Source organism: Marinobacter sp. (genome assembly GCF_033722735.1).
Lineage (GTDB): Bacteria > Pseudomonadota > Gammaproteobacteria > Pseudomonadales > Oleiphilaceae > Marinobacter.
Genome location: NZ_JAWVYN010000008.1, coordinates 36362 through 63111, shown reverse-complemented (window position 1 = coordinate 63111; position 26750 = coordinate 36362). Strand labels below are relative to the sequence as shown.

The 26750-nt window shown below is 64.1% G+C and carries 26 protein-coding genes; 13 read left to right on the top strand and 13 right to left on the bottom strand.

Annotation, left to right across the window (positions count from 1 at the left end; all coding sequences use genetic code 11):
* Positions 1 to 12 precede the first annotated feature (12 nt).
* Genes R3175_RS07965 through coxB form a run of 3 tightly spaced genes read right to left on the bottom strand, consistent with a single transcriptional unit; the run spans position 13 to position 3379 of the window.
* Complete coding sequence (locus tag R3175_RS07965) at positions 13 to 606, bottom strand: cytochrome c oxidase assembly protein (RefSeq protein WP_318943544.1); 594 nt, start codon at positions 604 to 606, stop codon at positions 13 to 15.
* A 15-nt stretch (positions 607 to 621) separates the two neighbouring features.
* Entirely contained in the window at positions 622 to 2205 is a 1584-nt protein-coding gene (ctaD, locus tag R3175_RS07960; RefSeq protein WP_318943543.1) for a cytochrome c oxidase subunit I, read from the bottom strand.
* 49 nt (positions 2206 to 2254) lie between these two features.
* Positions 2255 to 3379, bottom strand: coding sequence for a cytochrome c oxidase subunit II (coxB, locus tag R3175_RS07955; RefSeq protein ID WP_318943542.1), 1125 nt, complete (start codon positions 3377 to 3379; stop codon positions 2255 to 2257).
* 236 nt (positions 3380 to 3615) lie between these two features.
* Between coxB and R3175_RS07950 the strand changes: the two genes are divergently transcribed.
* The 5 genes from R3175_RS07950 to R3175_RS07930 all read left to right on the top strand — a co-directional run bounded on the left by R3175_RS07950 (position 3616) and on the right by R3175_RS07930 (position 8004).
* The gene (locus R3175_RS07950; RefSeq protein ID WP_318943540.1) at positions 3616 to 4956 is read left to right on the top strand and encodes an MATE family efflux transporter; all 1341 of its coding nucleotides are present in this window, start codon (positions 3616 to 3618) and stop codon (positions 4954 to 4956) included.
* Positions 4957 to 5144: 188 nt separating this feature from the next.
* Positions 5145 to 5792 carry a hypothetical protein gene (locus tag R3175_RS07945; protein WP_318943538.1) on the top strand — a complete coding sequence of 216 codons (648 nt, stop codon included), beginning with the start codon at positions 5145 to 5147 and terminating at the stop codon, positions 5790 to 5792.
* A 93-nt stretch (positions 5793 to 5885) separates the two neighbouring features.
* Complete coding sequence (locus tag R3175_RS07940) at positions 5886 to 6272, top strand: DoxX family protein (protein ID WP_318943536.1); 387 nt, start codon at positions 5886 to 5888, stop codon at positions 6270 to 6272.
* A 46-nt stretch (positions 6273 to 6318) separates the two neighbouring features.
* Positions 6319 to 6546, top strand: coding sequence for a DUF1653 domain-containing protein (locus R3175_RS07935; RefSeq protein ID WP_318943534.1), 228 nt, complete (start codon positions 6319 to 6321; stop codon positions 6544 to 6546).
* A gap of 135 nt (positions 6547 to 6681) precedes the next feature.
* Positions 6682 to 8004 carry a Na+/H+ antiporter family protein gene (locus R3175_RS07930; protein ID WP_318943532.1) on the top strand — a complete coding sequence of 441 codons (1323 nt, stop codon included), beginning with the start codon at positions 6682 to 6684 and terminating at the stop codon, positions 8002 to 8004.
* A gap of 188 nt (positions 8005 to 8192) precedes the next feature.
* Here R3175_RS07930 and R3175_RS07925 read toward each other — a convergent pair whose 3' ends face one another.
* Both R3175_RS07925 and prlC read right to left on the bottom strand, forming a co-directional pair.
* A complete protein-coding gene (locus R3175_RS07925; protein WP_318943531.1) occupies positions 8193 to 8432 on the bottom strand; it encodes a YheV family putative zinc ribbon protein in 240 nt (79 codons plus the stop codon).
* Positions 8433 to 8536: 104 nt separating this feature from the next.
* Positions 8537 to 10582 (bottom strand): oligopeptidase A, encoded by a 2046-nt coding sequence (gene prlC / locus R3175_RS07920; protein WP_318943528.1) that lies wholly within the window; start codon positions 10580 to 10582, stop codon positions 8537 to 8539.
* 97 nt (positions 10583 to 10679) lie between these two features.
* On the opposite strand from prlC, the gene R3175_RS07915 reads away from it, so the two are divergent.
* Both R3175_RS07915 and R3175_RS07910 read left to right on the top strand, forming a co-directional pair.
* Positions 10680 to 11225: a gamma carbonic anhydrase family protein gene (locus R3175_RS07915; RefSeq protein ID WP_318943526.1), complete on the top strand. Its 546-nt coding sequence runs from the start codon at positions 10680 to 10682 to the stop codon at positions 11223 to 11225.
* A 291-nt stretch (positions 11226 to 11516) separates the two neighbouring features.
* The gene (locus tag R3175_RS07910; RefSeq protein WP_318943524.1) at positions 11517 to 11966 is read left to right on the top strand and encodes an Hsp20/alpha crystallin family protein; all 450 of its coding nucleotides are present in this window, start codon (positions 11517 to 11519) and stop codon (positions 11964 to 11966) included.
* A 42-nt stretch (positions 11967 to 12008) separates the two neighbouring features.
* Here the strand turns inward: R3175_RS07910 and R3175_RS07905 are convergent, their stop codons facing one another.
* The 8 genes from R3175_RS07905 to R3175_RS07870 all read right to left on the bottom strand — a co-directional run bounded on the left by R3175_RS07905 (position 12009) and on the right by R3175_RS07870 (position 18905).
* The gene (locus tag R3175_RS07905) at positions 12009 to 12326 is read right to left on the bottom strand and encodes a PA4642 family protein (RefSeq protein WP_318943523.1); all 318 of its coding nucleotides are present in this window, start codon (positions 12324 to 12326) and stop codon (positions 12009 to 12011) included.
* Positions 12327 to 12471: 145 nt separating this feature from the next.
* On the bottom strand, positions 12472 to 13305 hold the full coding sequence (gene tssL, locus R3175_RS07900; RefSeq protein ID WP_318943521.1) for a type VI secretion system protein TssL, long form: 834 nt from the start codon (positions 13303 to 13305) through the stop codon (positions 12472 to 12474).
* 2 nt (positions 13306 to 13307) lie between these two features.
* Positions 13308 to 14081, bottom strand: a complete 774-nt coding sequence (locus R3175_RS07895; RefSeq protein ID WP_318943519.1) for a MotA/TolQ/ExbB proton channel family protein — start codon at positions 14079 to 14081, stop codon at positions 13308 to 13310.
* Between the two features lie 130 nt (positions 14082 to 14211).
* Entirely contained in the window at positions 14212 to 15039 is an 828-nt protein-coding gene (aroE, locus tag R3175_RS07890; protein WP_318943517.1) for a shikimate dehydrogenase, read from the bottom strand.
* Entirely contained in the window at positions 15029 to 15964 is a 936-nt protein-coding gene (hemF, locus tag R3175_RS07885; protein WP_318943516.1) for an oxygen-dependent coproporphyrinogen oxidase, read from the bottom strand. The genes aroE and hemF overlap by 11 nt, the downstream gene beginning before the upstream one ends.
* Before the next feature lie 9 nt (positions 15965 to 15973).
* The gene (locus R3175_RS07880) at positions 15974 to 16549 is read right to left on the bottom strand and encodes an L-threonylcarbamoyladenylate synthase (protein ID WP_318943514.1); all 576 of its coding nucleotides are present in this window, start codon (positions 16547 to 16549) and stop codon (positions 15974 to 15976) included.
* Positions 16550 to 16575: 26 nt separating this feature from the next.
* Entirely contained in the window at positions 16576 to 17769 is a 1194-nt protein-coding gene (gene dprA, locus R3175_RS07875; RefSeq protein ID WP_318943512.1) for a DNA-processing protein DprA, read from the bottom strand.
* Between the two features lie 116 nt (positions 17770 to 17885).
* Entirely contained in the window at positions 17886 to 18905 is a 1020-nt protein-coding gene (locus tag R3175_RS07870) for a LysM peptidoglycan-binding domain-containing protein (RefSeq protein ID WP_318943509.1), read from the bottom strand.
* 360 nt (positions 18906 to 19265) lie between these two features.
* Here R3175_RS07870 and def point away from each other — a divergent pair, with 360 nt between their 5' ends.
* The 6 genes from def (at position 19266) to glyS (ending at position 26746) form a co-directional block, all read left to right on the top strand.
* The gene (gene def / locus R3175_RS07865) at positions 19266 to 19772 is read left to right on the top strand and encodes a peptide deformylase (protein WP_318943693.1); all 507 of its coding nucleotides are present in this window, start codon (positions 19266 to 19268) and stop codon (positions 19770 to 19772) included.
* A gap of 97 nt (positions 19773 to 19869) precedes the next feature.
* Positions 19870 to 20805: a methionyl-tRNA formyltransferase gene (gene fmt, locus R3175_RS07860; RefSeq protein WP_318943507.1), complete on the top strand. Its 936-nt coding sequence runs from the start codon at positions 19870 to 19872 to the stop codon at positions 20803 to 20805.
* Positions 20806 to 22107 carry a 16S rRNA (cytosine(967)-C(5))-methyltransferase RsmB gene (rsmB, locus tag R3175_RS07855; RefSeq protein WP_318943505.1) on the top strand — a complete coding sequence of 434 codons (1302 nt, stop codon included), beginning with the start codon at positions 20806 to 20808 and terminating at the stop codon, positions 22105 to 22107.
* 39 nt (positions 22108 to 22146) lie between these two features.
* The gene (trkA, locus tag R3175_RS07850; RefSeq protein ID WP_318943502.1) at positions 22147 to 23520 is read left to right on the top strand and encodes a Trk system potassium transporter TrkA; all 1374 of its coding nucleotides are present in this window, start codon (positions 22147 to 22149) and stop codon (positions 23518 to 23520) included.
* 152 nt (positions 23521 to 23672) lie between these two features.
* The gene (gene glyQ, locus R3175_RS07845; protein WP_318943500.1) at positions 23673 to 24662 is read left to right on the top strand and encodes a glycine--tRNA ligase subunit alpha; all 990 of its coding nucleotides are present in this window, start codon (positions 23673 to 23675) and stop codon (positions 24660 to 24662) included.
* A gap of 2 nt (positions 24663 to 24664) precedes the next feature.
* Positions 24665 to 26746: a glycine--tRNA ligase subunit beta gene (glyS, locus tag R3175_RS07840; RefSeq protein ID WP_318943498.1), complete on the top strand. Its 2082-nt coding sequence runs from the start codon at positions 24665 to 24667 to the stop codon at positions 26744 to 26746.
* Positions 26747 to 26750 lie beyond the last annotated feature (4 nt).

Here is a 26750-nt window from a genome sequence, read left to right as displayed (position 1 = left end):
GCCTCCGACGAATTATCCGTTACCGTTTGTTGTCGTTATTGCCTGCTCAATGCGGGACACTTCCCGCAACTTGCTCTGGTCGTACAGGGTGTAGGACAGGGTGAGCTTGTGGATATGCTCCGGCAGCGCCTGGTCGACGATAAACACCAACGGCATCCGCACGGTTTCCCCGGCCTGCAGGGTCTGCTGGTTGAAGCAGAAGCACTCGGTCTTGTGGAAATACAGGGTGCCTTCCGCCGGCGCCAGACTCGGTACCGCCTGGCCCACCATCTCATCGGTGGTGGGATTCTCGGCATAGAAGGTCACCGTGGTGGCCTCGCCCGGATGAACCTCGACACTCCGGGTCACCGGTTTGAACACCCACGGCATGCCCGGCCCGTTCTGGGCAATGAACTGCACCTCCACGGTCCGGGTCTCGTCCCGTTCCAGTTGGCCGACGCTCTCGTAACGACCGCCGGTCTTGCCGTTGATGCCGGTAATGTCACAGAACACCTCATACAGCGGCACCATGGCAAAGCCGAAGCCGAACATGCCCACCACCCCCGCCAGGCACCAGGCGATCACCCGGGCGTTGGATCGTGTCGACGGTTGCTGCGACTCGGCCATGGCTCCTCCCTGCCGTTATTTGACTTCCGGCGGTGTCTGGAAACTGTGGTACGGCGGCGGCGAGGGCAAGGTCCATTCCAGCCCCTCTGCGCCTTCCCAGGGTTTGGCCGGAGCCTTCTCGCCGCCCTTGATGCACTTGACCACGATCACCAGGAACAGCAGTTGGGTGGCGCCGAACATGAAGGCGCCGATGCTGGAGACCATGTTGAAGTCGGCAAACTGCAGGGCGTAGTCCGGGATCCGCCGGGGCATGCCCGCCAGCCCCAGGAAGTGCATCGGGAAGAAAGCCAGGTTCATGCCGATGAACGACAGCCAGAAATGGGTCTTGGCCAGGGTCTCGTCGTACATGTGGCCGGTCCACTTGGGCAGCCAGAAGTAGGCGGAGGCGAAGATGCCGAAGATGGCGCCGGGCACCAGCACGTAGTGGAAATGGGCGACCACGAAGTAGGTGTCGTGGTACTGGAAGTCGGCGGGGGCAATGGCCAGCATCAGGCCGGAGAAACCGCCGATGGTGAACAGGATGACGAAGGCCACCGCAAACAGCATGGGCGCCTCGAAGGTGAGCGAGCCGCGGAACATGGTGGTCACCCAGTTGAATACCTTCACCCCGGTGGGCACCGCAATCAGCATGGTGGCGTACATGAAGAACAACTGGCCGGCGATGGGCACGCCCACGGTGAACATGTGATGGGCCCAGACCACGAAGGAGAGCAGGGCGATGGCCCCCACCGCATAGACCATCGAGGCATAGCCGAACAGCCGCTTGCGGGAGAAGGCCGGAATAATGTGGGACACCGCGCCGAAGGCCGGCAGGATCATGATGTAGACCTCGGGGTGGCCGAAGAACCAGAACACGTGCTGGAACAGCACCGGGTCACCGCCACCGCTGGCGTCGAAGAAGCTGGTGCCGAAGTTGATGTCCATCAGCATCATGGTCACCACGCCCGCCAGCACCGGCATTACCGCAATCAGCAGGAAGGCGGTGATCAGCCAGGTCCAGACGAACAGCGGCATCTTCATCAGGGTCATGCCCGGCGCCCGCAGGTTGAGGATGGTGGCGATGACGTTGATCGCCCCCATGATCGAGGAGATCCCCATGATGTGGACCGCGAAGATGAAGAAGGTGGTACTCGGTGGCCCGTAGGTGGTGGACAGCGGTGCGTAGAAGGTCCAGCCGAAGTTCGGTGCGCCGCCTTCCATGAACAGGGTGGAGGCCAGGATCAGGAAGGCACAGGGCAACAGCCAGAAGCTCCAGTTGTTCATCCGTGGCAGCGCCATGTCCGGGGCCCCCACCATCATCGGCAACATCCAGTTGGCCAGGCCGACGAAGGCCGGCATCACCGCCCCAAACACCATGATCAACCCGTGCATGGTGGTCATCTGGTTGAAGAATTCCGGATTGACGATCTGCAAGCCGGGCTGGAACAGTTCGGCCCGGATCACCATCGCCATGCTGCCGCCAAACAGGAACATGGCGAAACTGAACACCAGGTACATGGTGCCGATGTCTTTGTGGTTGGTGGTAAACAGCCAACGGGTGTAGCCCTTGGCGGGCCCGTGATGATGCTCTCCGGTGTGGGTATCGATAACCGCACTCATGAAAGACCCCCTGTGGCCACCGGACCAGCCGGTGGCGATTGTCAGTCAGTTACTGCTGGTTCTTGTAATCGAAAACCTGTTTCGGCGTGACCATCTCGCCGGTGTTGTGACCCCAGGCATTGCGCTCGTAGGTAATGACCGCCGCCAGGTCCGCCTCGGAGAGCTGAGGTCCGAACGCCTGCATGGCGGTGCCGGACACCCCATTGACCACCACGTCCAGGTGGGCCTGCAGGTCCTCGGTCACGATCGGGCTGCCCTTGAGGGCCGGGAAGGTCGGCGGCACACCGGCACCATTGGCCTGGTGACAGGCGGCGCAGTTGGTGGCGTAGACCCCTTCACCCCGCTCGATGAGCTCCTCCAGGGTCCAGTCCTTCTCGGTGAGTTGGCGCTCCCGTTCCGCCGCGGCAATCTGCTCCTGCTTCCAGGCGTCGTATTCCTCCTGGGGCACGGCCTTCACCACCACCGGCATGAAGCCATGGTCCTTGCCGCACAGCTCGGTGCACTGGCCGCGGTAGATGCCGGGTTCATCCACCCGGGTCCAGGTTTCATTGATGAAGCCGGGGATGGCGTCCTTCTTCACCCCGAAGGCCGGCACCCACCAGGAATGGATGACGTCGTTGGCGGTAACCAGGAAACGGATCTTCTTGCCCACCGGAATCACCAGGGGGTTGTCCACGTCCAGCAGGTAGTTCTCCGACTTTTCCGCCCGGTTGTAGATTTCGTCCTGGCTGGTGGCCAGGTTGGAGAAGTAGCCGAAGTCGTCATTGATGTAGTCGTAACGCCACTTCCACTGGTAACCGGTGACCTTGATGTCGATGTCCGACTCCCCGGTGTCGTACATATCCACCAGGGTGGCGGTGGCCGGAATGGCCATGATCACCAGGATGACGAAGGGGACAATGGTCCAGGCCACCTCCACCGCGGTGTGCTCATGGAAGTGAGCGGGTTTGTGGCCCTCGGATTTGCGGTGGGCCAGGATCGACCAGAACATGACCCCGAACACCACCACGCCAATGGCGACGCAGATCCAGAGGATGGTCATGTGGAGGCTGAAAATCTCGTTACTGGTGCCGGTAACGCCGGGTGTCATGTTGAGAGTCCAGTCCGCCATGGACCAGGCTGGCAGCAACAGCCCACCCGCGAGGACACCTGCCCGCATTGCGTGCACGCCCATAGTGTGTCTCCGCAGAGGATTATTCTTGTCGGATTTTCTAACGCACCGCTCCGGAAACCGACGGTGTTCGCACGCACCGTTAGAACCGAAGTGGAAGTCTGCTCACGGATTAATCATTGATGAGTATAGACAGGGGTTTGGGAAATGCTAAAAATCGACTAAACAATAAACGACTATTAACAAGGTTTTTTTATAATTAAAATTTCTAAACAGCCATTCACTCCCCCAATGTCCCTATGCCGTTACCCAAACTTTCCGGGCTGACCCTGCCTACCCTGGATCGACGCCTCTGGGCCCTGGCCTGGCCGATGATGCTCACCAACCTGACGGTCCCCCTGCTGGGGTTGGTGGACACCGCCGTACTGGGCCACCTGGCGAGCCCGGAATACCTGGGCGCGGTGGCGATCGGGGCCAACCTGTTCACCCTGCTGTACTGGACCTTCGGCTTCATGCGCATGGGCACCACCGGCCTGGCGGCCCAGGCCTACGGACGCCGGGACGGCTTCGGCCAGACCGCCCTGTTATTGCGCTCGCTGTTGCTTGCCATGGCGATTGGCGGGCTGCTGATCCTGGGCCACCGACCGGTAATCGAGCTGGGTCTGGCGCTGATGAATCCAAGCCCTGCGGTGGCAGCGCTGGCCGCCGAGTACGCCGCCATCCGGATCTGGAGTGCCCCGGCGGTGCTCTGCCAATACACCCTGGTGGGCTGGATGATCGGTACCCAGTTTCCCCGCGGCCCGATGTTGATGCTGATTGCCGCCAACGGCCTGAACATCCTGCTGGATGTGCTGTTCGTCACCGGCCTGGGCTGGAACAGCCGGGGAGTGGCGCTGGCCACCGTGATCGCCGAATACGCCGCCGCCGGCCTTGGCGCCTGGCTGGTGCTGGGCCGACTCCCCGCCACCCGGTTCCGCCTGCGGCACCTGCTGGGAACCCTGACCGACTACGCCGCCCTCCTGCGGGTCAACCGCTACATCCTGGTGCGCACAGTCACCCTGTTGCTGGTGCTGGCCTTCTTCACCGCCCAGGGCGCCCGCCAGGGGGACGTCATCCTGGCCGCCAACGCGGTGCTGATCACCTTCCTGATGGTGATCTCCAATGGCCTGGACGGCTTCGCCAACGCGGCCGAAGCCATGGTGGGGGAGGCCATCGGCCAGCAGGACCGTCGTTACTTCCGCCGGACCTGTGCCGCCACCCTGCGCTGGTCCGTCTGGGGGGCGGTGCTGTTCACCGCCGTGTTCGTGCTGGCCGGGCCCGGGCTGATTGGTCTGTTGACGAGCATCGAGGCGGTCCAGCACGCCGCCTGGCAATACCTGCCCTGGCTGTGGCTGCTGCCGCTGGCGTCGGTGGGCGGCTTCCTGCTGGACGGCATTTTCATCGGCGCCACCCGCACCCGGGAGATGCAGAACAGCATGCTGTTCTCGGCGGTGGTGGTGTTCCTGCCGGTGTGGTGGCTGACCACCGGCTGGGGCAATCATGGCTTGTGGTTTTCGCTGATCTGTCTGATGGTGGCCAGGGCCGCCAGCATGGCCTGGCGAATTGTCAAAGATCTTCAAAACGACCGCTGGTTCACGTAATCGGGCTTGTACAGGCACTCTGTTAAAACTCAACTACACTTCTTTCAAGAGGCCCCGCATTGCCCATCGGCAAGGGGCTGACGGCGACCAGGGAGGGCGAAGACCCGGAACCTGGCTCTTGGGACGGGACCAGAATGGCGGGAGGCGCCTTGCGACCCTACTCCGTTGAATCACCGGCTTCTCCTGATATGACACCAGCGGTATTACTCAACATCATCGACCAGGCGCGCCGGCAGGAAGCCCACTCCGGAGAGTTCCTCCGGCAGATGCGGGCGCGTGCGTCAGCGCTCCCGGCCAGTATTACCGTTGACGGCTACCAACCGGCCATCAGCCTGTTCCAGTTTGCCGTGGAATACATCGAGATGGCCCCCCGGCTGATTGAGTGTGTTGAGGCCTGTGCCCGCGAAGCCGGCTGCCTGGAGCTGTTCGCGCCGTTTGTCGAGGCCGCCACCCGTTATTTCACCCAGCCATCGGAACTGCTGGCCCGTCACGAGGGCCTGGACGGCCTGTTGATCCGGGCCTACCTGTGTCACCGGCTGATGGAGGAGATGTACGAGAACAACCGGTCCATCCGCAGCAGCCGGTTGGTGGATGTGGAAGCCACCCGCGCCAACCTGCTGGCCCATCAACTGATCGGCGAACCCTTCTCCAACGAGCTGGACGAGTCCATCACCGTCACCATGTTGCAGATTGCCGGCACCCCCGACTACTACGAACTGGACCTGGACCCGTTTGTCGACCAGGCCCAACACGCCGCCTGGGACTGGATGCGGGAGTACTGGGAAAACCTGCTGGTGCGCAACCACATCCGCCTGACCCTGGGCAACGGTTTCTAGTCTTCCGTCCGATCATCCCCACGCTTTGCGCCACCCGACAATTACGCTAGGCTAGCGTTCCTTCTGGTAGATCCCTGTTCGTAGGAGAAAAACGTGCTCGATAACGCAGATATCGGCAAGCTTATCGTTCGCCTGACCCTGGGCGGCCTGCTGCTGTTCCACGGCATTGCCAAGCTGATCCACGGCATCGACTTTATCGAAGGTCAGCTGACCAGTCATGGTATTCCCGCCTTCTTCGCCTATGGTGTCTATATTGGTGAAGTGATTGCGCCGCTGATGGTGATACTGGGCTACCAGACCCGCATCGGCGCGGTGATTATCGTGTTCAACATGCTGGTGGCCATTGCCCTGGTGCACAGTCACGAGCTGCTGGCACTCAGCGGCTCCGGCGGTTGGGCACTGGAACTGCAGGGTTTCTTCCTGTTCACCGCCTTGGCCCTGATCTTCCTGGGGCCGGGCAAATACAAGCTGAAGAGCTGACACCCGAGCCGGGGCTCCGGTCCCGGCTTCTCACGAGACCGCAACCATGACACGCGAACTCCCCCCCGGTCGGTACCGCCACTACAAAGGTCAGGACTACGAGGTGCTGGGTGTGGCCCGGCACAGCGAAACCGAGGAACCCCTGGTGGTCTATCGCTGCCTTTATGGCGACCACAGTCTGTGGGTCCGCCCCCTGGGCATGTTCCGGGAAACCGTGGAGGTGGCCGGTGAGCAAGTCCCACGCTTCGCCTATGTCGGGCCCACCAGCGGCTAGCTGCTTTCTGTTCCAACCAGGCACGACAGCAACCTGGTACGAACCCAACTAGGTACAATCCCGCTTTGACGGCGACCATGGGCATCCGGCACATTAGCGGCTTTTTCTCGCCCATTTGTCCAACCGGAGACTGCCATGAATGCCGTCGTCGCTGCGGTCGGGATCATGCTCGTGCTGAGCCTGTGCCGCATTCACGTTGTCGTTGCCCTGATTATCGGTGCCATTGCCGGAGGCCTGATCAGTGGCCTGTCGCTGGACGCCACCATCGAAGCGTTCAACAGCGGACTGGGTGGTGGCGCCACTGTCGCCCTGTCCTACGCCACCCTGGGGGCCTTCGCCGTGGCCATTGGCAAGTCGGGACTGGCCCACGCCCTGGCGGACCGGGCCCTGGCGCTCGTCGGCAAGCAGGATGACGGCAAGGCCGCCGGCGGTATCCGCCTGCTGATCATCGGTCTGCTGATCGCCATCGCCATGTCGTCCCAGAACATCCTGCCCATCCACATTGCCTTTATCCCGCTGGTGGTTCCCCCCTTGCTGTACGTGATGGCCCGGCTGAGCATGGACCGGCGGCTGGTGGCCTGTGTGCTCACCTTCGGCCTGATCACCCCCTACATGTTCCTGCCGGTGGGCTTCGGCGGCATCTACCTCAACGAGATCCTGCTGGCCAACGTCAACGACAACGGCGTCGGCACCGAAGGACTCAACGTGATGTCCGCCATGGCACTACCGGCGCTGGGCATGCTGTTGGGGCTGGGGGTGGCGGTGTTCGTCAGTTACCGCGGCGACCGCCACTACGACCTGGACGCGATTACCCGCACCGAAAGGGTCAACGTCGCCTACAGCGGCCGCACCCTGGTGATGGCCCTGGTCGCCATTGCCGCCGCCTTCGTGGTGCAACTGTGGCTGGGTTCGATGATCCTCGGCGCGCTGACCGGCTTCGTGCTGTTCAACCTGTCGGGCGTGGTGAAATGGAAAGAAGCCGATGACCTGTTCACCGAAGGCATGAAGATGCTGGCGATGATCGGCTTCATCATGATTGCCGCCTCAGGCTTTGCCGAGGTGATGCGGGAGACCGGCGAGATCCAGTCCCTGGTGGAAAGTTCGGTGGGCGCCATCGGCGACAACCGGGCCTTGGCCGCCTTGCTGATGCTGGTGGTGGGCCTGCTGATCACCATGGGCATCGGCTCGTCCTTCTCGACCATCCCGATCATCGCCGCCCTGTACGTGCCCCTGGCCCTGGAGATGGGGTTCAGTCCGCTGGCCATCGTGGCCCTGGTGGGCACCGCCGGCGCCCTCGGTGATGCCGGCTCACCCGCCTCGGATTCCACCCTGGGGCCGACCGCCGGGCTCAACGTCGACGGCCAGCACAATCACATCTGGGACACCGTGGTGCCCACCTTCCTGCACTACAACCTGCCGCTGCTGGCCTTCGGCTGGTTGGCGGCAATGGTGCTGTAATCGCAGGTTCGGTTCAAAACACGCCCCGGGCGGGTTGGCAACATCTCAGCAGACCACGACGGTCAGGGGGAGTCCGATACCGCGGCAAGGATGCGGCGGTATCTGGCCAAACACAGGACGTGCCCTGATGGACAGCGGAGCAGGTCCACGCGCTGGCCGCTGCACAAAGTTCAACAGCTGGGGGGAATTCAGTCCTCCTGCCTGGCCTTGAAGAACACCACCTGCTTGACGGTGTGGTCGTCCTCGTTCTGCTTTTTGTTAACCCGGGTTTCCAGCTCGGCGGCCTGGACCTCGCCCTGCTTGTCGGTGTATCCGCAGGCCACGCACTCGCGGAACTGGCCCTCGTCGTTACGGTACATCACGATCTTGTCCATCTCCGCGCAACGGGGGCAGACGGCGCCGGCGATAAAACGTTTGGGACTCGCCATGTTGCTTCTCTCATCAGTCGTTGTTCACACAGGGTCCAGGACCGGGACGACACCAGTGTCGACCGGCCCGGCTCTGTGGCTATTGTAACCTACCGGGACCGCCTTCAGGCGGCGTGGTCGGTAATGCCCGACTGCCGCAGCAGGGCATCCACCTCCGGTTCACGGCCCCGGAAGGCCTTGAACAGCTCCATCGGCTCCTGGGACCCGCCTTTTTCCAGGATGTTGGTCAAAAACGCCTTGCCGGTCTGCGGATCGAAGATGCCGTGTTCCTCGAACAGCGAGAAGGCATCCGCCGCCAGCACTTCGGCCCACTTGTAGCTGTAGTAGCCCGCCGCATAGCCGCCGGCAAAGATGTGGGAGAAGCTGTTGGGAAAGCGGTTGAATTCCGGCGCCCGGATCACCGCGATCTCGCTGCGCACCTGGCGATGCACTTCCAGCGGATTGACCGGTGCCTTTGGATCGAACTCGGCGTGCAGGCGGAAGTCGAACAGCGAAAACTCCAGCTGCCGCACCATCTGCATGCCGGACTGGAAGTTTTTCGCCGCCAGCAGCTTGTCGAGCAGGTCTTCCGGCAGCGGCTCGCCGGTCTCGTGGTGGGAGGCGATCAACGCCAGGGACTCGCGGTTCCAGCACCAGTTCTCCAGGAACTGGCTGGGCAGCTCCACCGCGTCCCAGGCCACGCCGTTGATGCCGGACACCTCCGCCACCTCCACCTGGGTCAGCATATGGTGCAGGCCGTGGCCGAACTCGTGGAACAGGGTGGTCACCTCGTCGTGGGTCAGCAGCGACGGCTTGCCGTTCACCGGCGGGGTGAAGTTGCAGGTCAGGAAAGCCACCGGCAGCTGCAGGTGCCCCTGCTGGTTGCGCCAGCGCACCCGGCAATCCGCCATCCAGGCACCGCCGCGCTTGCCCTGACGAGCATAGAGGTCGAGGTAGAACCAGGCGATGGGCTGGCCGTGGCGGCTGATGCGGTAGGCGGTGGCATCCGGGTGCCAGGTCGCCACCTCCGGCTGGGCCTCAATCTGCACGTCGAACAGCTTCTCGGCCACCGCGAACAGGCCCGGCACCACCCTGTCGACCGGGAACCAGGGCCGCAGGGTTTCCGGCGAGATGTCGTACTGCTGCTGGCGCAGCTTCTCGCTGTAGTAGCCGATGTCCCAGGCCTCCAGCTCGTCCACGCCGTAGTGCTCCCTGACAAAGGCCTCCAGTTCCGCCACTTCCTGCTCCGCCACCGGCTTCGACTTGGCTGCCAGCTCGTTGAGGAACGCCATCACCTCGTCCACGCTGCGGGCCATCTTGGTGGCCAGGGAGCGCTCGGCGTAATTGCTGAAGCCCAGCAGTTGGGCCAGCGCGTGCCGGCGCTTGAGGATTTCCGCCATCACCTGGGAGTTGTCCCACCTGCCGGCGTCCGGGCCCATGTCCGAGGCGCGGGTGACAAAGGCCTCGTACACCTCGCGGCGCAGGTCCCGGTTGTCGCAGTAGGTCATCACCGGGAAGAAGCTGGGGAAATCCAGGGTGATCACGAAGCCGTCCAGGTCCCGCTGCTGGGCGGCGGCCCGGGCGCCTTCCAGCGCGGTTTCCGGCAGGCCCGACAGCTCCTCGGCCTCGGTGATGTGACGGAACCAATGCTGGGTGGCGTCGAGGACATTGTCGCTAAACTTGTTGGACAGCTCCGCCAACTCCCGGGACAGGTTGGCGTACTGCTGCTTCTGTGCCGGCGGCAGGTCGACGCCGCCCAGATGGAAATCCCGCAGGATATTGCTGATGGCCTTGCGCTGGGCTTCGCTGAGCCCGGCAAAGTCGTCCCGCTCCGCCAGTTTCTTGTAGGCGGCGCACAGCTCGGCGTTCTGGCTGACCTCGGTGCTGTACTCGGTCAGTTTCTCCAGCACCCGCTTGTAGACGTCGCGCAGTTCGTCGTTGTTCATCACCCCGTTGAGGTGGGAGATCACCGACCAGGCGTTGTTGAGCCGGTCGTCCAGGGCCTGCATGGGCTGGGCCAGGGTGTCCCAGGTGGGGTCCGCCTGCTGGGCAAGTTCCTGGATCTGGACCCGGTTGTCACTGAGGATCTGGTCGATCGCCGGCTCCATGTGTTCGGTGCGGATCCGTCCAAAGGCCGGTAACAGGTCATCGGTCAGCAGTGGGTTTGTCATAAGTCCCCTTCTCAGTGCGTGGCAGGTCAGGTAATTTGAGCGGCAATCCGAAGTGTGGCGAACGCCACCGGCTCAACCGCGTATAGAGGTATATGTAATGACGAATGTCCGTTCACACAAGGGGACCAGACCACAATTCGGCGAACGGGTCTGGATTGACCCCACCGCCACGGTGATTGGTGACGTGCAGCTGGGTGACGACTGTTCGGTGTGGCCAATGACGGTGATCCGCGGCGACATGCACAAAATTCGCATCGGCGACCGCTGCAGCCTCCAGGACGGCTCGGTGCTGCACATCACCCACGCCAGCGACTACAACCCGGGGGGCTGGCCGCTGATCCTGGGCGACGACGTCACCGTGGGCCACAAGGCCCTGCTGCACGGCTGCACCATCGGCAGCCGGGTGCTGGTGGGCATGGGCTCGATCATCATGGACGGCGCCGAGGTGGGCGACGAGGTGATCATTGCCGCCGGTTGTCTGGTGCCACCGGGCAAGAAGCTGGAATCCGGCTACCTGTACGTGGGCTCGCCCTGCAAGCAGGCGCGGGCGCTGACTGACAAGGAGCGATCGTTCTTCAAGTATACTGCGGCGAATTATGTGAAGTTGAAGGACGAATATTTGACTGGGGATTCCTCTTCGTAGCCCTAGAGTTGGGTACCTGTGGACGGTGGTGGGTCTTCTTCCGCTCTCCTGGGCATCACCCCCGAACACACCAGGCTGGGATCAACCCATACCCTCTTAATGCTGATCAAAAATCAGCCATTGAAATTCCCGCCCCCTGTTCCTATAAAGCAAAATAGAGGCAGTTCGAGGATACCCGTCCAGTAGGCGCCACTGTGATGGAGCTGTTCCAAGAACGGAGCTGATGTCTGACAAAACAGGGGGATGCGCCCAAGCATCCTGTGATTTCAGGTTCGTGGGAGGAGTTTCATTATGAGCAACATTACACGCTGGAACCCAATGAGTGAGTTCGAGGATCTCTTCGATCGTTACAACCGGTTTTTTAACCTGCCCCGCACCAATGGTGAACGGGAAGGCATGTTCAGTCGCAGCGATTGGGCGCCGGTGGTGGACATCAAGGAAACCGAATCGGCGTTCACCATCGAGGCTGAACTGCCCGGCATGAAACGGGAGGACGTGAAAGTCACCGTGAACGACGGCGTGCTCGCCATCCAGGGGGAACGCAAACAGGAGGAAGAAACCCAGGACAAGAAGCTGCACCGGATCGAGCGGGTGTACGGCAGCTTTACCCGGCGATTTACCCTGCCGGACAACGTGGACCAGTCCAGCATCGCCGCCAACTTCAAGGATGGCATCCTGACCCTGACCCTCAACAAGGTGGAGCCGCAGGAGCCCAAGGCCATCGAGGTGGAGGTCAACTGACCCCCGCCCCGATGGGGGCGTTTCCGCGTGGAGTCGGTCGCGTTAGCGGCCGACCTCCGCGGCGGGCAGGGCGCCGGCCTTTTTCAGGGTTTCCGCATAGGCCGCGCTGCGCCGATGCTCGCAAACGTGGTCCAGGATGGTCTGGCCTTCGCCGTTGATGGCGTTGAGGTCACGGCCGGCTTCGGTGAAGAACCCCACAAACCGCTCGAAGTCGCCTTCCCGCAGTGACTGGTAGGCGCGGATCAACACGAAATAGTCTTCGTTTTCCTCGGTATCGTAGGGCGTGACCGCCAGGAAGCTCTTGATACGCTCGTCGCTCAGCTCCTCGCCAATCACCTTCGGTTTTTCTGGTCCGCTCATGATCTCTCTCTTCTCGGTTGGGCCCACACCCCGGGATGTGGCCTCGGGCATTGAAAGGCCGACAGTATAACGATCCGGGGCCGTCATGTTTATAGGATTTGGGAATGAGCCATTGACCTGGATGAATAAGGAGCGCCGCTTCCGGTTATGGCAGGATTTCCAGCGGCAGCTCGGCGGTGGGCACATCCGGCTGGCATTCCGGGTCTCGGATGGTGATCTCCACCCGCCGGTTGCGGGCCCGGTTGGCCGGGGTGTCGTTGGGCACCAACGGGTTGGTCTCGGCGCGACCGGCGGCGGTGACCCGGTCCGCGGGTACCTGGCGGTTGAGTACCAGTTGGTGAACCACTGACACCGCCCGGGCTGCCGACAGGTCCCAGTTGGAGCGATAACGACTGCTGACGATCGGCCGGTCATCGGTATAGCCTGCCACCAGCACGTCCCCCGTGCACTTCGACAGCACCTGAACCACCCGTTCGAGGATGGGGGTCATGTCCGGCTTGAGCGTTGCTTCCCCGGAGCGAAAGGTCGCCTCTTCGGAAAACCGGATCACCACCCGCTCGGTGTCGTAGCTGACCGTCAGCGCCTCGGAGGCCACCTGGGGTTCCAGTGTCTCGATCAGCCGGCTGGCCAGCTCGACAATCCCGGCCGCGACCGGGGTGGGGGCCTCGTCGGCGACCCGTTCATCAATGAGTTCCGGCTTCTCCGCTGCGGCCTCCATCGGCTCGGGCAGGGAGACGGTGTCGCTCTCGATCAGGGTCAGCGGCGAGCCGCCCACCGCATCGGCCGCGACGTTGCTGGAACCGAACGCCACCGCCATGGACTGGGCCATCATCCGGTACTTCTGGGCATCCAGTTCGGCAAACGATAACAGCAGGATGAAGAAGGTCAGCAGCAGGGTGGCGAGATCGGCGAAGGTGACGATCCACGCCGGCGAGCCGCTGCCGCGTTTCTTCCGTACCGGTACGCGTTTGAGCTGCACCGTCAGCTCTCCCGTTCGGGGGTCAGTCCACTGCGATGTTCCGGGTTGACGAAGGACGACAGCAACTCCGTCATCACCCGTGGATTCTCACCCCGCATGATGTTGCGGATGCTGGTGGCGATCAGCATCTGATTGCGTTGCTCGTCCTCGGCCTTCAACAACAGCTTGTCGGCCAGCGGCAGGGCAATCAGCTGGGCAATGAAGGCACCGTAGAGGGTGGTCAACAGGGCGATGGCCATGGCCGGGCCGATGGAGGAGGGGTCGTCCAGGGTGTTGAGCATCTGCACCAGGCCCACCAGGGTCCCCAGCATGCCGATGGCCGGGGCCGACTCGCCAATGCCGCGGAACACCCGCTCCGACACCTCATAGCGCTCGGCGGTCTGCTGGATCTCCTGGGCCAGCGCCTCCTCCACCAGTTCCGGGGCATGGCCGTCGACGCACAGGTTGATGGCCTTGCGCAGGAACGGGTTCTGGGTGCTGTGGTTTTCCAGCCCCAGGATGCCCTCCTTACGCACCACCCGTGCCAGTTCGCTCACCTCACGGATTAGCGCGGTGGGGGGGTCCACGCGCTCGGTGAAGGTGGCGGACAGGGCCAGTTTGAAGGCGCCCATCACCGACGACAGACGGAACTTGACCAGGGTGACGGCGAAGGTGCCGCCCACCACGATGGCCAATCCCGGCAGGTTGAGGAAGGTGAGCAGGGTGGCGTTGGCCAGCATCGCCAGGACGACGATCAGTACGCCCGCAATCAGGCCAACGAGAGTGAGTATGTCCATGGATTGCCTTACGCCTTTACCATTCACCAGACCGGTGGATCCGGAGACAACAACGGTGAGGATGCCGGTAACCGGTGCCCCGAGGGATTCCGATCAGCCTAGCATAGCCCAAGTTGGACCGGGTGGCCGATCAGTCGTCGCGCAGGGCCGCGATCACCGGGGCGGTATCCGGGGCCACGCCCCGCCACACCCGAAAGGACTCGGCCGCCTGTTCCACCAGCATCCCCAGACCGTCATATACCCGCTGCGCGCCGTGATCCAGGGCCCACTGATTGAAAGTGGTGGTGGTCAGAGCGTACATCATGTCGTACACCACCGTCCGGGGATCGATCACAGTTGGTGACAATGGCGGCAGGTCGCCCTGCAGACTGGCGCTGGTGCCGTTGATGATCAGGTCAAACGGCGTGGTCGGCGCCTCGAAACCGCAGGCGCTCAGGCGGGTCTCGCCAGCCTCCGGCGCAAACAGGGTCACCAGCGCCTCGGCCTTGGCGACGGTGCGGTTGGCGATGGTGAGTGCACCGGGTCTGGCCGCCAGCAGGGGCCCCAGGACCCCCCGCACCGCCCCACCGGCGCCCAGCACCAGGATGTTCCGTCCGGCCAGGTCGACACCGTGGTTAACGTCGAGGTCGGTGACCAGGCCCTGGCCATCGGTGTTGTCGGCGGTCAGTAAGCCTTCACTGTTGGCATACAGGGTGTTGGCGGCACCGGCCTTCTGCGCCCGTTCGGTTCGGTGCTCCGCCAGTTGCCAGGCCTGCTCCTTGAAGGGGACCGTCACGTTCAGGCCCTTGCCGCCGCGCGCGAAGAACTGGCGCACGGTGCCGGCAAAACCGTTCAGCGGGGCCTGGATGGCGGTGTACTCCACCGGCTCGCCGGTCTGGCTGGCAAACAGGCTGTGGATACGGGGCGATTTGCTGTGGCTGATGGGGTTGCCCACCACCGCATAGAGGTCATTGGTCATCGTTCAGCTCCAACCAGTCGCGGGCGGTCAGGAAGTAGTCGGTCAGCCGCGCTTCCTCGGTGCCGGGCTCCGGGCTGCGGCCATAGTCCCAGCGCACCAGCGGCGGCATCGACATCAGAATCGACTCGGTACGGCCACCGGACTGCAGGCCGAACAGGGTACCCCGGTCGTAGACCAGGTTGAACTCCACGTAGCGGCCACGGCGGTAGAGCTGAAAATCCCGCTCCCGTTCCCCGTAAGGGGTGTCCTTGCGACGTTCGACGATGGGCAGGTAGGCCTCCAGGTAGCTGTCCCCCACCGCCTGCATCAGCTCGAAATCGCGCCGGAAGTCGCCGCTGTTGTGGTCATCGAAGAACAGGCCACCGACGCCCCGCGGTTCATTGCGGTGCTTGAGGTAGAAATACTCGTCACACCAGCGCTTGTAGTCCCGGTAGACGGTGTCGCCGAAGGGATCGCAGGCGGCCTTGGCCACCCGGTGCCAGTGGACGCAGTCGTCGTCGAAGCCGTAGTAGGGGGTCAGGTCGTAACCCCCGCCGAACCAGTACACCGGCTCCCCCTCCGCTGGCGTGGCAATGAAGAAACGGACGTTGGCGTGGGAGGTTGGCACGTAGGGATTGTTCGGGTGTATCACCAGTGATACACCCATGGCCTGCCAGGGGGCACCGGCCAGGTGAGGGCGGTGGGCGGTGGCCGACGGGGGCATGGTCTCCCCCATCACCTGGGAGAAATTGACGCCGCCCTTCTCAATCACCGCACCCTCGCTGATCACCCGGCTGATGCCGCCGCCCCCTTCCGGACGGGTCCAGCTGTCGGTGATGAACTCGGCCTGGCCATCGAGTTCGCTCAGGCCATCGCAGATACGTTGTTGCAGGCCGAGGAGGTATTGCCGAACGGCCTCGGTATCGGGTCGGGAGGTGGAAGACATAATTGACTCCTAACGCAGCCGTCGACCGGTACGGATGTCGAGGATCCGGCTGGGCTTGCGCTCGTGCCCCAGCTCCCCCGGCACCAGCCAGTCGAGACGGTCGTTGAAATACCTGCGTACCTGCCAGCCCGAGCGGGCGGGCTGTCGGCCGGCGGGATTGCAGGAGGTGGAGACCAGCGGCATGCCCGCGGTGTTGCACAGATCCCGTACCACCGGGTGCTCACTCACCCGCACGGCGATCGAGGCGTGACGGCCCCGCACCCAGGTGGGGATCTGTTGCTGCAGGTCGGGGATCAGGCAGGTCACCGGGCCGGGCCAGTGCGCCAGGGCCCGCTGGCGCAGCTCCGGGGCCAGGGGCGTCAGCAGGAACTCGACCTGCGCCACCGAGGCGGCCACCAGGATCAGCCCCTTGTGCAGCGGGCGCTGCTTGAGCGCCAACACGCGCATCACCGCATCTTCGTTCCAGGGATCGCAACCCAGCCCCCACACCGCCTCGGTGGGGTAGGCAATCACGCCCCCCCGCTCCAGGGTGCGGCGGACACAGTGACGCTGCCAGTCGTTCAGAGGACTCGGACGGTTACTCATTGACGCTTCATTTCCGGTGACAGATTTCAGGCCAGCCGTACGTAGCCCCCCGGGGCCGATGCGGCCAGGCCCTGCATTTCCAGTAGCAACAACGCCTGCATCAACTGATCGGCCGCCAGGCCGGTGGCATCGCACAGCACATCGGTTGACTGCGGATCATACCCTAATGCCTGCCAGACCGCGATTTCCCGCTGCTCCAGGCTCGCCGGCAGCGGCTGGTCATCGGCCAGGCCGGGGGCAGGTCCCCGCCGCTCAGGCCCGGTCGCGGAGGGCACCGGCGTCGACCACCAGGCCCCCAGTTCCGCCTCGATGTCCGCCACCGCTTCCACCAGGCTGGCACCCTGGCGAATCAGCTGGTGACAGCCCCGGGCCTGGGGGTTGTGCACCGAGCCCGGGATGGCGAACACCTCCCGGCCCTGTTCCAGCGCCAGCCGTGCGGTGATCAGCGAACCACTGCGCAGCCCCGCCTCCACCACCAGGATGCCACGGCTCAGGCCGCTGATGATCCGGTTGCGTTGGGGAAAGTGCGCCGCCTTGGGAGGCGTTCCCGGCGGCAGGTCGGAGACGATCAGGCCATGGCCGGCAATCCGCTCCGCCAACCGTTGATGGGCGCGCGGGTAGTGAATATCGACGCCGGTGCCGATCACCGCCACGGTGGGATAGCCGGCATCGAGGGCACCGGCATGGGCGGCCCCGTCCACCCCCAGCGCCAGGCCACTGGTGATCAGGTAGCCCCGTTCGCTCAGGGCCGCGGCAAAACGGCGGGCGTGATCGAGGCCGGCATGGGAGGCGTTGCGGCTGCCCACCACGGCAATCTGCTCCCGCGTCAGCAACGCCCGGTCGCCCCGGAGGTACAGCACCAGCGGCGCATCGTGTATATGGCGCAGCGGCTCCGGGTAATCCGGGTCCGCCCAGGTCATCAGGTCGATGCCCCCACGCTGACAGGCTGCCAGGTAGCCCTGCAGCCTGGCCAGTTCCGGGTGCTCCAGGTCCCGGCGCTGCCAGGCCTGGATCGTTTCCATGGCGGTGGCGGCCAGCCCCAGGCTCTTGAGGGTGGCGACATTGGCGGCCAACAGCTGCCCGGGTGAGTCGATCTGGTCCAGCAGCGCCAGGCGGCGCTTGCGGGCGTGGCCGGGCAGGTGCGCCAGCAGCAGCCAGGCGCCGGCGTCGGCGGTGAACAGATCAAGGGGGGTCTGCAGGGGGCAGGCGTTCTCGGTCATTGCTGGGCTTCCTTGTCGCGGTTCGCCATCCTGGCGGGTCAAGAACACAGTGGCTACAAAAAAAGAGCCGGGGCATACCCGGCTCTGTGGTTGATCTGGAACCGTCCGGCCCGGGATCAGGGGTTCTGGACCCGATCCCCCAGGGACAGCGGGCGCAGCGCCTGCAGCACCAGGCCGTAGCTCATCTTTTCATAGGCCTGGAACACCATCACCAGGCCCGCACGCTCATCCGGAAGCTTGACGGTTTCGTTGGTGACCGGGTCGCGCACCAGGTTGCCGGTCTTGAACACCGCCAGCACATTGCCCGGCGCCAGACCTTCCCGTTCACCGCGGTTGATGGCCACCACGTCGTACTGACCAATCTGGGTCACCCCGCCTTCCACCGAAATCATTTCACCACGGATGTCGCTGTCCGGTGCGCTGGGTACGAAGCGGGTGCTGATACTACGGTCCTCGCTGACCAGCAGGCGGTCGGCAATGCGGACTTCCTCGGTGGAGCTGTTCAGGTCCACGGTGAGGACATCGCCATTCTCAGCGGCCACCTCACCGCGGGCAATGGCCCGGGCTTCCAGGCCCAGGAATTCGCCGGTGTCCGGGTCCACAAACCGCTTGCTGCGACGGAACACGCCAATTTTGTCCGCCGGTTTATCCCCGCGGGCGTAGATGCGGTCCCCAGCTCCGGTGATGATGCGGCCATCTTCACCCTCCAGCACGTAGGGAGCGCCTTCCAGCTCCTCGGCACTGACAATCCGGGTATCGGACAGGAAACTGCTGATGGCATCCAGCGGAATGGCCGGAATGGGGGTGTCGATGGGCTCGGAGCGGATTTGTGGCGACAGCCGCACCACGTCGCTGGAGGTCACCTTGGTCACACGGCGCTGACCGTCGATGTAGACCAGGGCCAGGACATCGCCTGGGTAGATCAGGTGGGGATTCTGTACCTGTGGATTGACGTGCCAGATCTCGGGCCAGTACCACGGGTTGTCCAGGAAACGGGACGAAATGTCCCACAGGGTGTCCCCTTTGACGACGGTGTAACGCTCGGGATGGTCGGACCGAAACTCAGGCTCGGCGGCCTGTGCCCAGGAAGTTAGCAGCAGCATTGTCGCCGCCAGAGCGTACAGCAGTTTCCTCATTGTGTAAGTCCTTGATCGCGTGCCTTAATCGTTGGTTGTGGTGGCGGGTCGCCAGACCGGTCCACGGTGCGTATCCCACTACTATAGAAGAAGTCTCGCAAATTGTGATGTTATCTTTTGTTCTTCCAGTAGATTCTACCTGGACCAGACCGCGGTCCTGGTCAGTTTGTACTCAGGCGTGAACTTGGGGGATAATACCGCTGTCCAAGCCGGTGTTCACTTGAATCGCGCCCTTTTGTCCCGATCATAATGGATAGGGCGCGGGCGATGCGCAGTACACCGTCGCATTTCGGACATCGAATCCGAACCTGGCGAGCACGCCGACACCGACTGTAACGCACTTTACGAAAGATTCGACCCATTATGATCCTAGACATCCTGGAATATCCGGACCCCCGCTTGCGCACCGTCGCCAAGCCGGTGACCGAGGTCACGGACGAGATTCGCCAGCTGATCGACGACATGTTCGAGACCATGTACGATGCCCCCGGCATCGGTCTCGCGGCCACCCAGGTCAATGTCCACAAGCAACTGATCGTGATGGATCTGTCGGAAGACCGCAGCGAACCCCGGGTGTTCATCAATCCCCAGGTGGAGGTCCTCGACGGCGAGTACGAGAAGATGCAGGAAGGCTGCCTGTCCGTGCCCGGCTTCTACGAGGACGTCGAACGCATCGAACACGTCCGGATCAAGGCCCTGGACCGTAATGGCGAGCCCTTCGAGCTGGAAGCCACCGGCCTGCTCGCGGTGTGTATCCAGCACGAGATGGATCACCTCAATGGCAAGCTGTTTGTGGATTACCTGAGTGCCCTGAAACGCAACCGGATCCGCAAGAAGCTGGAGAAACAGCACAAGATCCGCGCCTGAGGCCCCATGTCCGGGAGCGGATGAACCCCAATGACCGTCCTGAGACCGGGTGCCAACCCGGTCTTTTCGTATCCACCGACGCAGAGACTACCAACCCGTGCGAATCGTTTTTGCTGGTACGCCCGATTTTGCCGCTGTCGCCCTCAAGGCCCTGCTGAACACCGATCACCAGGTAGTGGGCGTTTACTCACAACCCGACCGGCCGGCCGGACGCGGGCGCAAGCTGATGCCCAGCCCGGTCAAGCAGGTGGCCCTGGACGCCGGGGTGCCGGTGTTCCAGCCGGTCGACTTCAAGTCCGAGCAGAGCCGCCAGGAACTGGCCCGGTTGCGACCGGACGTGATGGTGGTCGCCGCCTACGGCCTGATCCTGCCCGAGCCGGTGCTGACCATCCCCCGCCAGGGTTGCCTCAACATCCATGCCTCGCTGCTGCCACGCTGGCGCGGCGCCGCCCCCATCCAGCGGGCGATCGCCGCCGGTGACCGGGAAACCGGCATTACCATCATGCAGATGGATGCGGGCCTGGATACCGGCGACATGCTGCTCAAACGCCCTACGCCGATCACCGAGGACGACACCGGCGGTAGCCTGCACGACCGTCTGGCAGAGCTCGGCGGCGAGGCCATCGTCGACGCCCTGGCGCGATTGCAGGCCGGCGCCCTCGAGGGCGAATCCCAGGACGACAGCCAGGCCTGTTACGCCCACAAGCTCAGCAAACAGGAAGGCCATATCGACTGGCAACGCTCTGCCACCGAGATCGATCGCCAGGTTCGGGCCTTCACCCCCTGGCCCGGCAACTACACCGATCTTGGTGAACAGCGCCTTCGCATTCACCAGACCCGGCCAATGGATGGCGACGGCGGCGGTCCCCCGGGGACCATCGTTCGCCGGGAGCGGGACGGCATTGACGTCCAGTGCGGCCAGGGAGTGCTGCGCATCCTCCGGGTCCAGTTGCCCGGTACCCGGGCGCAGACGGTGAACGACCTGATCAACGGCGGTAAGGAACTGCTGCTGGTCGGCCAGGAGTTGCACTAGATGAGCCACGGCCCCCTGCCATTACGGGCGCTCGCCGCCCAGGTCCTGTTGGCGGTGGAGCAGGGCCAGTCCCTGTCCCAGTGCCTGCCTCCGGCCCAGGCCCGGGTGGCCGACCAGGAACGGGGCGAGCTGCAGGCGCTGTGTTACGGCAGCTGCCGCTGGTTCCACCGGCTCGATGCCGAGTTGCAGGGTCGGCTCAAGCGGCCACTGCGCAAACAGGATCGCATTGTCCACCAGCTGATGCTGGTGGCGCTGTTCCAGTTGCGCTTCAGCCAGCAGGCCACCTACGCGGTGCTCAACGAAACTGTGGAAGCCTGCCGGGCCCTCGGTAAGCCCCACCTCACCGGCCTGGTCAATGGCGTGCTGAGAAAGGCCGAGCGGGAAGGGGAGCCGGCGCCAATCCGCCCGGAGATCGAGCTCAGTCACCCGGACTGGATGGTGGCCAAGCTGCAACACAACTGGCCCGACGACTGGCAGGACATCCTCACCGCCAACAATGTCCAGGCCCCGATGACCCTCAGGGTGAATCGCCGGCAGATCGCCCGGGACGACTATCTGGACCGTCTCCGTGCGACGGGCATCGACGCCGCGGCCACCCCCCATGCGCCGCACGGCATCCAGCTGGCGCATCCGGTCCCGGTGGATCGCCTACCCGGCTTTGTCGATGGCACCGCCAGTGTCCAGGACGAGGCCGCCCAGCTGTGCACCAGCCTGCTGGATCTGGCCGCCGGCCAACGGGTGCTGGATGCCTGCGCCGCGCCCGGTGGCAAGACCTGCGCCATCCTCGAAAGTTGTGAAGGCCTGGCCGAAGTGGTGGCCCTCGACCAGTCCCCGGAGCGGCTGGCCCGCATTGACGAGAACCTGGACCGCCTCGGCCTCGATGCCCGGGTGTTGGCCGCCGATGCCGCCGATACCGCCCAGTGGTGGGATGGCCAACGGTTCGACCGGATCCTGCTGGACGTCCCTTGCAGTGCCAGCGGGGTCATCCGCCGCCATCCGGACATCAAGCTGCTGCGGCGGGAAGACGACATTACGCCGCTGGCCGCCATCCAGCTGAGGCTGCTGGAGGCCCTGTGGCCCACCCTGGCCCCTGGCGGCCGGCTGGTGTACGCCACCTGTTCTGTATTCCCCCAAGAGAATCACCGTATAATTCAGCGGTTTCTCAAGCTTCAACCCGAGGCACGGCTGCTGCAGCCAGACGTCGCCTGGGGCCGGGACATGGGCCAGGGCCGCCAGCTGCTGCCCCAGCCCGATGGCCACGACGGCTTCTTCTACGCGGTGTTGATCAAGCACGATGAGTAACCAGCAGTCCGGCCCCGGGCCGGTACAGGTAAGGGACTTATGAAGATCATCATACTCGGCGCCGGCCAGGTGGGCGGTACCCTGGCCGAGAACCTGGCCAACGAGGCCAACGACATCACGGTGATCGACGCCGACAGCACCCGGCTGCGGGAGCTGCAGGACCGGCTCGATATCCGCACGGTGCAGGGCCGGGGCTCCTACCCGACAATCCTGCGTCAGGCCGGGGCCGACGACGCCGATATGCTGATCGCGGTCACCAACAGCGACGAGGTCAACATGGTCGCCTGCCAGGTGGCCAGCGTGCTGTTCAAGACCCCCACCAAGATCAGCCGGGTGCGGGCCAACGCCTACCTGGCCCGCAAGGAGCTGTTCGGCGAGCAGGGCTTTCCGGTCGATGTGCTGATCAGTCCCGAGCACCTGGTCACCCGTCACATCACCCGCCTGATCGAGTACCCCGGGGCCCTGCAGGTGCTGGAATTCTCCAAGGGCCTGGTGCGGCTGGTGGCGATCCGGGCCACCAAGGGCGGCCCCCTGGTGGGGCACGAACTGTCCTACCTGCGCACCCACATGCCCCGTATCGAAACCCGGGTGGCGGCCATCTTCCGCAAGGACCGACCAATCATTCCCCAGGGCGATACGGTGATCGAAGACGGCGACGAGGTGTTCTTCATCGCCGGCACCGACCACATCCGCTCGGTGATGAGCGAACTCCAGCCCCTGGAGAAACCCTACAAGCGCATCTTCGTCTGCGGCGGCGGGAACATCGGTCAGCGCCTGGCCCATACCCTGGAGAGCCGTTACCAGGTCAAGCTGCTGGAGAGGGACCGCGAGCGTTGCGTGATGCTCTCCGAAAGCCTGCGCAAGACCGTGGTGCTGGAGGGCAACGCCGCCAACAAGGACATCCTGCTGGAAGAGAACATCGAGAACACCGACGTGTTCTGCGCGGTCACCAACGATGACGAGGCCAACATCATGGCCTCGCTGCTGGCCAAACGGCTCGGCGCCCGCAAGGTACTGACCCTGATCAACAACCCGGACTACGTCGACTTGATCCAGGGTGGCGACATCGACGTCGCCATCTCGCCGCAGCAGACCACCATTGGCAGCCTGCTGACCCACGTGCGCCGGGGTGATGTGGTGAACGTTCACTCCCTGCGCCGGGGGGCGGCCGAGGCCATCGAGGCCATCGCCCACGGGGATCACCGGTCCTCCAAGGTGGTGGGTAAGCGGCTGGACGAGATCGCCCTGCCGGAGGGCACCACCATCGGCGCCATTGTCCGCCATAACGAGGTGCTCATCGCCCACGATCACCTGCGGGTGCAGCCCGATGACCACGTCATCCTGTTCCTGGTGGACAAGTCGAGAATCCGTGATGTAGAACGGTTGTTCCAGGTGGGCCTGACCTTTTTCTGACGGCGTTCCCAGTTTTGCGACCGGCCGGCCAGCCGGTTACAACCCCGACTTAGAAAACCGGACGGCGGCAGCGTATAATGCTGCTCTTTTCATTCAATGCGCCCCGGCCCCGGCCGGTGCGCGACATACAGACCGACTAGCAGGCAATCGTCGTGACTGACAAGGCAACAAACACTAAGAGCCCGGACGTCAAAACCTTCCAGGGGCTGATCCTGGCTCTGCAGAATTTCTGGGCGCAGCACGGCTGCGTGGTTCTCCAGCCACTGGATATGGAAGTGGGGGCCGGCACCTTCCACCCGGCCACCTTCCTGCGGGCCATCGGACCGGAAACCTGGAACGCCGCCTACGTGCAGCCCAGCCGCCGGCCCACCGACGGCCGTTACGGCGAGAACCCCAACCGCCTGCAGCACTACTACCAGTTCCAGGTGGTGCTCAAGCCCTCGCCGGACAACATCCAGGAACTCTACCTGGACTCCCTCAAGGCCCTGGGCCTGGACCCGCTGGTGCACGACATCCGCTTTGTGGAAGACAACTGGGAATCCCCCACCCTGGGCGCCTGGGGTCTGGGTTGGGAAATCTGGCTCAACGGCATGGAGGTGACCCAGTTCACCTACTTCCAGCAGGTGGGTGGCCTGGAGTGTTACCCGGTCACCGGCGAGCTCACCTACGGCCTGGAACGGATCGCCATGTACCTGCAGGGCGTGGACAGTGTCTACGACCTGGTGTGGACCGAAGGTCCCGATGGGGTGGTCACTTACGGTGACGTGTTCCACCAGAACGAGGTGGAGATGTCCACCTACAACTTCGAGCAGGCCGACACCGAGTTCCTGTTCCACTGCTTTGACGTCCATGAGCGCGAGAGCAAGCGCCTGATCGAAGCCGGTCTGGCGTTGCCCGCCTACGAACAGGTGCTGAAGGCTTCCCACACCTTCAACCTGCTGGACGCCCGTCACGCCATCTCGGTCACCGAGCGCCAGCGCTTCATCCTGCGGGTCCGCACCCTGGCCCGCGCCGTGGCCCAGGCCTACTTCGACAGCCGCCAGCAACTCGGCTTCCCGCTGGCCCCCGAGGCCCTGCGCCAGGAACTGCTGGCCAACGGCAATGACGAACAAGCGAAAGACTCTGCTAAGGGGAACGCATAACCATGGCAACACAGGATTTTCTGGTCGAACTGGGTACCGAAGAGCTGCCACCCAAGGCGCTGAAAACCCTCTCCGATGCGTTTACCCAGGGCATTGCCAAGGGCCTCGACGAGGCCGGTATTGACCATGGTTCGGTGGAAGCCTTCGCCGCACCCCGTCGTCTGGCGGTGCGGGTCCGCGACCTGGCCGACGCCCAGCCGGACAAGCCACTGGAAAAGCGAGGGCCGGCGGTCAAGGCGGCGTTCGACGAAGCCGGCAACCCCACCCGGGCCCTGAACGGCTTCGCCAGTTCCCTGGGGGTGACTCCCGACCAGCTCGACACCCTGGAGACCGACAAGGGCGCCTGGGTGGTGTACCGCACCGTCGAGCAGGGCAAGCCCACCGTCGAGTTGCTGCCGCAATTGATCGAACAGTCGCTGGCGGCGTTGCCGATTCCCAAACGCATGCGCTGGGGCGCCCACCGCACCGAGTTCGTCCGTCCGGTGCACTGGCTGGTGCTGCTGTACGGCAACAAGGTGATCGACACCCCCATCATGGGCCTGACGCCCGGCAACCAGACCCGGGGTCACCGCTTCCATTGCCCCAAGGCGCTGATCATTCCCACCCCGGGCGACTACGAGGTGGTGCTGCGTGAAGAAGGGCGGGTGATTGCCAATTTCGCCGAACGCCGGGAGGTGATTCGCAAAGGCGTCACCGCCATCGCCGAGCAGGAGGCCCAGGGCAGGGCAGTCATCAATGACGACCTGCTGGACGAGGTCACCGCCCTCAACGAGTGGCCGGTACCGCTGCTGGGCCGATTCGAGGAGCGGTTCCTGGAGGTGCCGGCGGAGGCCCTGATCTCCTCCATGGAGGAGCACCAGAAGTACTTCCACGTGGTGGACAGCAACGACCGCATGCTGCCCCTGTTCGTCACCGTGGCCAACCTCGAAAGCAAGGACCCGGCCCAGGTAATCTCCGGTAACGAGAAGGTGATCCGGCCCCGCCTGGCGGACGCCGCCTTCTTCTACGACACCGATCGCAAGACCCGGCTCGAAGACCGCATCGACCGGCTCAAGCCGATCGTGTTCCAGGAAAAACTGGGCAGCATCTACGACAAGTCGGTGCGGGTGGCCGCGCTGGCCCGCCGGATCGCCGACGCCATCGGCAGTGACCCGGCCCTGGCCGAACGCGCCGCCATGCTGGCCAAGACCGACCTGGTCACCGAGATGGTGCTCGAGTTCACCGACCTGCAGGGCATCATGGGCCAGTACTATGCCCAGAACGACGGTGAGCCGGAAGACGTCGCCCAGGCCCTCAACGAACAGTACATGCCGCGCTTCGCCGGCGACGACCTGCCCACCACCCTGACCGGCTGTGCGGTGGCCATCGCCGACCGGCTGGATTCCCTGGTGGGGCTGTTCGGCATCAACCAGCCGCCGTCCGGCACCCGGGACCCGTTTGCCCTGCGTCGCGCCTCCCTGGGGGTACTGCGCATCATCATCGAACGGGAGCTGCCGCTGGACCTGCAGACCTGCTGCCAATGGGCGGCGGAGAACTTCACCGTGCTCACCGAGCAGGACACCCCGACCACGGTGGTGGACTACATGCTCGAGCGCTTCCGGGCCCATTATGACGAACAGGGTATCGGTGCCGAGGTGTACCTGGCGGTGCACGCCCGTCGGCCTACCCGCCCGCTGGACTTCGACCGCCGGGTCAAGGCGGTGGAGGCCTTCCGTCAGCTTCCGGAAGCCCAGGCGCTGGCCGCGGCCAACAAGCGGGTCTCCAACATTCTCACCAAGCAGGGCGGCGATGGTGTGGGCGAAGCCGTCGACAGCAGCCTGCTGCAGGATGCCGCCGAGAAGGCGCTGGCGGAGCAGGTCGCCGCCCAGGCCGACCGGGTGCTGCCGCTGTTCGAACAGGGCGACTACGCCGCGGCGCTGAGTTCGCTGGCCAGCCTGCGGGCGCCGGTGGACAGCTTCTTCGACGAGGTCATGGTGATGGCCGACGACAAGGCCATCCGCAACAACCGGCTGGCGCTGCTCAACCGTCTGCGCAACCTGTTCCTGCGGGTGGCCGACATTTCGCTGTTGCCGACGGCCAGTTAACACC